General features: G+C 67.7%; 4 protein-coding genes. 3 read left to right on the top strand and 1 reads right to left on the bottom strand.

All coding sequences use genetic code 11. The features are described 5' to 3' along the window. The first annotated feature begins 48 nt into the window (after positions 1-48). Together Mterra_RS19450 and Mterra_RS19445 are read left to right on the top strand one after the other, a co-directional pair. Positions 49-1,251, top strand: coding sequence for a cytochrome P450 (locus tag Mterra_RS19450; RefSeq protein WP_119316630.1), 1,203 nt, complete (start codon positions 49-51; stop codon positions 1,249-1,251). Positions 1,252-1,413: 162 nt separating this feature from the next. After that, positions 1,414-1,824 carry a group III truncated hemoglobin gene (locus Mterra_RS19445; protein WP_119316629.1) on the top strand — a complete coding sequence of 137 codons (411 nt, stop codon included), beginning with the start codon at positions 1,414-1,416 and terminating at the stop codon, positions 1,822-1,824. Between the two features lie 276 nt (positions 1,825-2,100). Here the strand turns inward: Mterra_RS19445 and Mterra_RS22600 are convergent, their stop codons facing one another. Then, complete coding sequence (locus Mterra_RS22600; RefSeq protein WP_170159751.1) at positions 2,101-2,769, bottom strand: hypothetical protein; 669 nt, start codon at positions 2,767-2,769, stop codon at positions 2,101-2,103. Between the two features lie 248 nt (positions 2,770-3,017). Here Mterra_RS22600 and Mterra_RS19435 point away from each other — a divergent pair, with 248 nt between their 5' ends. Next, a complete protein-coding gene (locus Mterra_RS19435; protein ID WP_218022979.1) occupies positions 3,018-3,854 on the top strand; it encodes a MerR family transcriptional regulator in 837 nt (278 codons plus the stop codon). Positions 3,855-4,066 lie beyond the last annotated feature (212 nt).

The following is a 4,066-nucleotide window of genomic DNA, read 5'->3' as shown; positions in this document are numbered from 1 at the left end:
CCCCTATCCCCTTTACCCCAACCGCTATAGGCTATTAGCTACACAGCCATGAACACCACGAACACCGCCTTCGACCCGACCGACCCCGACTTCCTCACCAACCCCTACCCCACCTACCGCCGCCTGCGCGAGCAAAGCCCCATCTTCTTCTTCGAGAAGTGGAACGCCTACGTGCTCACCCGCTACGAGGACGTCAACACCCTCCTGCGCGACCGCAAGCTAGGGCGCGTGCTGGACAACCACCCGCAGTGGGGCGAGTACGAGTGGCAGTTCGAGCAGACCCGCGTGGGCTCGATCCTCGAGATCGAACCCCCCGACCACACCCGCATCAAGGAGGTCTTCCACCAGACCTTCACCCCCAAGCGCGTGCGCGAGCTGTCGGGCAAGATCCACGCCCTGTGCGAGCGGCTGGTGGACGGCCTGCTCGAGCGCCCCGCCCGCGAGGCCGACCTGATCCACGACTTCGCCCAGCCCATCCCCGTCACCGTCATCGCCGACCTGCTGGGCATCCCCGAGGCCGACCGCCACCACCTGGTGCCCTGGTCGAAGGGCATCATCGGCTGGTTCGAGCCCGAGCGCACCGAGGCCATGGAGGCCGAGGCCATCCGCTGCGCCCAGGAGTTCGCGGCCTACCTGCGCGCCATGATCCCCCTCAAGCGCCAGCAGCCCGGCGACGACCTCTTCAGCGCCATGCTCCAGGTGCACGACCGCGAACCCGAGCGCCTGAGCGAGCAGGAGCTCGTCAACAACTGCATCCTCTTGCTCAACGCGGGCCACGAGGCGGTGGTCAACGTCATGGGCAACGGCATGAAGGCCCTGCTCTCCCACCCCGAAGCCTACGCCCGCCTCAAGGCCGACCCCAGCCTCATCCCCACCGCCGTCGAGGAGATGATGCGCTACGACACCCCGCTGCAGTTCTTCGAGCGCTACGTCCTCGAGCCCCTGGAGTACAAGGGACAGCGCTGGGAGCGCGGCACCAAGCTCGTGCTCTACTACGCCTCCGCCAACCACGACCCCGCCGTCTTCCGCGACCCCGAGGCCTTCGACATCACCCGCAACCCCAACCCCCACCTGGCCTTCGGCGCCGGGCTGCACTACTGCATCGGCGCCCCGCTGGCCCGCGTCGAGCTCCAAACCGCCCTGCGGGTGCTGCTGGAGCGCCTCCCCGGATTGCGCCTGCTGCCCCAGGACTTCAGGTACATGCCCAAGAACGTATTCCGCTACCTCGAGGGCCTGAAGGTGGCGTATTGAGGTTGAGGGTCTAAAGTCGAGGGCCAATGGCTAAGGCGTACGACGTAGGACGTACGACGTACGACCGGCGTCTGGCGTCTGGCGTCTTGCGTTTGGCGTTCAGCCATCAGCAGGGACTTTGCTCACTGTAGCCACCCCCCGCCTTGCCCTATGCTGCCCTCCATGCCCGACATCACCTCTCGAGCCGACATCGCCGCCGTGGTCAACGCCTTCTACGGCAAGGCCACCCGCGACCCGCTCATCGGCCACCTCTTCGAGGGGCTCGACCTGCAGGCCCACCTCCCCACCATGCACGACTTCTGGGAGAACATCCTCTTCCGCACCGGGGCCTACAAGGGCGGCATGATGTACAAGCACCTCGTGCTCAACGCCCGCAAGCCCCTGCGGCCTGAGCACTTCGAGCGCTGGCTCGAGCTCTTCACCGCCACCGTAGACGAGCACTTCGCCGGGGAGAACGCCGAGGCCGCCAAGCAGTACGCCCGCTCCATCGCCCAGACCATGCTCTCGCGCATCGTGGGGCCTACGGGGTTGCCGATGGCTTTTCTGGATGCTGGGCGGGGTGATAGGGGATAGCCGGGCGCGGGATGCGGGGCGTACGTCGTACGTCCTACGTCGTACGTCGTACGCAAGACGCAAGACGCGAGACGCAAAACGCCAGACGCCCTTGACCTTGACACCAGCGGGGAGGGGTAACCACACGCCACGAACCGCGGACCACGCGCCATTTGCTGACGGCGGAAAGCTGAAGGCTTAAACTTCCGGCCTCTACACCGGCGCTCCATAACAGAAAAACCGAGGGGAGAAATCTCCCCTCGGGTGGAACACGGAGGCTTATGAGGTTGCCCGGAGCTAGCCCTGGTTGCCGCCTGTGCCGCGGGCGAGGCCCTGGAGTTGCTGGATGAGCTGGTCGAGCATCGCGGAGTAGGGCTCGGCGGCGAAGGGGTTGGGGGCGTCGGTCGCCAGGGTGGGCATTTCGGTCTGGGTGGCCTGCTCGGTGGCGGGCTGCTGGGTCTCGGTGCCGCCGGCGCCAGCGCCTTCACCCGCGCCTTCCCCGGTGCCGCCGGCGCCAGCGCCTTCACCCGCGCCTTCCCCGGTGCCGCCTTCGCCAGCACCCTCACCGGCGCCGGCTTCGCCGGTGGCCGTGCCCTCGCCGCCCTCGTGGGCCGGGGCCGCCCCGGCTTCGAGGGCCTTGCGCTGCTCCTCGGTGAGGATCTGGTCGAGGGCCTGGCTGTAGTACTCGGCCGTCCCGTCCCAGACCGCCGCGGAGCTGCGGATCGCCATGACGTAAGGCAGGATCTTCTGGGCCTGCTCCTGGCTCAGGCCCCCCTCGGCACTGGCGGCGAGCTTCTGCAGGGCCATCAGGCGCAGGGCCAGCTTGGACACTCCTTTTTGCCCTACGTTCTGGGTCTGCTCAGGTTGGGCGGGTTGCGCGGGTTGGGCCGGGGCCTGCCCCTGGGCGAATGCGCCCCCTACAGCCAGCAGGGCCGAGACCGTCCACAAATGCATGCCTTTTTTCACGTATTCTCCTCCTGCGCTTTCGTTTCGGAAGCCCGGGCCCGGGTTTCTTCCTAAGCCCCATGCTTGGCCCGTCTCATGGCAGTTTCGTGGCACGGTTGTGAAAAAGCCGAGAACCGGCCTAAGCTGAAGCCGGACTGAGGGGCCAAAATGCCCATGTGGTTGAGGAAGCCCCACCTTAAGGTGGATGGGCCTTAATCCAAAACCGCCGGCTTGACTCTGCCCTTCGGGAAGGCCCCACACTGCTTGCCGTGAACGAGACCAAAGCTCCTCCCCAGCACATGAGCATCGGCGAGTTCGCCCGCAGGAGCCGGCTGTCGCTCAAGGCCCTGCGGCTGTACGACGCGATGGGCCTGCTGCCCCCCGCCCGGACCGACCCGGAGTCGGGCTACCGCTACTACCTCGAGCAGCAGCTCGAGCGCGCCCGGCTCATCGGCCTGTTGCGGCAGCTCGAGCTGCCGCTCGACCGCATCGCGGAGGTGCTCGAGCTCCGCGGCGCGGAGGCCGCCCGGGCCATCGCCCGCTACTGGGCCGGGGTCGAGGGGGACGTGAGGACCAAGCGGCGGCTCGTTCACTACCTCGAGGACTACCTCGAGGGGAGAGGAGAAACCATGTACGAGGTCAGGACCCGGGAAGTGCCCGCGCAGAAGGTGCTGTGTATCCAACGCAAGGTGTACGTCAAAGAACTGTCGCCCTTCATCAGCGAAGCCTTCGACGCCATGCACGCCCACCTCACGGCGTCGGGCCTGAAGATGAGCGGGGCAGGGCTGGTGGTCTACCACGGCGAGGTGAACGAGGACTCCGACGGGCCGGTAGAGGTTTGTGTCCCCTTCGAGGGCAGCCTCGAGCCCCGGGGCGAGATGGCGGTACGGATCGAGCCTGCCCACCGTGAGGCCTACACCCGGCTGACCAAAAGCCAGGTCGAGTTCCCCGGCATCTTAAAGGCCTACGACGCGGTGGCCGGCTGGCTCAAGGCCCACGGGTTCTCCGGCGAGCGCTGCTCGCCGCGTGAGGTCTATTTCGCCGACTGGGGCGAAATCGGGCCCGATGACCCCGCCTGTGACGTCGCTTTCCCCTACAGCGGCTGAACGGCATCGGCTCCACCTGGCCCCGCCCGGCCGGGCGGGGCCCCTCAAGGAGCGCCTGCTGGGCGGCTACACGCTCTTGCGGATGTCGGTGCTACGCCGGCACGGGGTTCCGCCCACACCCGCGCCCCCACAGGCGCAGGGGGGGCCGGGGACGGCGAAACGGCGAAGGGGCGGGCCAAGGCCCGCCCCTACCGCCCCCGCCGGGCTCAGCC

Source organism: Calidithermus terrae, from assembly GCF_003574345.1.
GTDB classification, from domain to species: Bacteria; Deinococcota; Deinococci; order Deinococcales; family Thermaceae; genus Calidithermus; species Calidithermus chliarophilus.
Note: the sequence above shows the minus strand (reverse complement) of the source record. Positions and strands in the feature narration are given on the sequence as shown.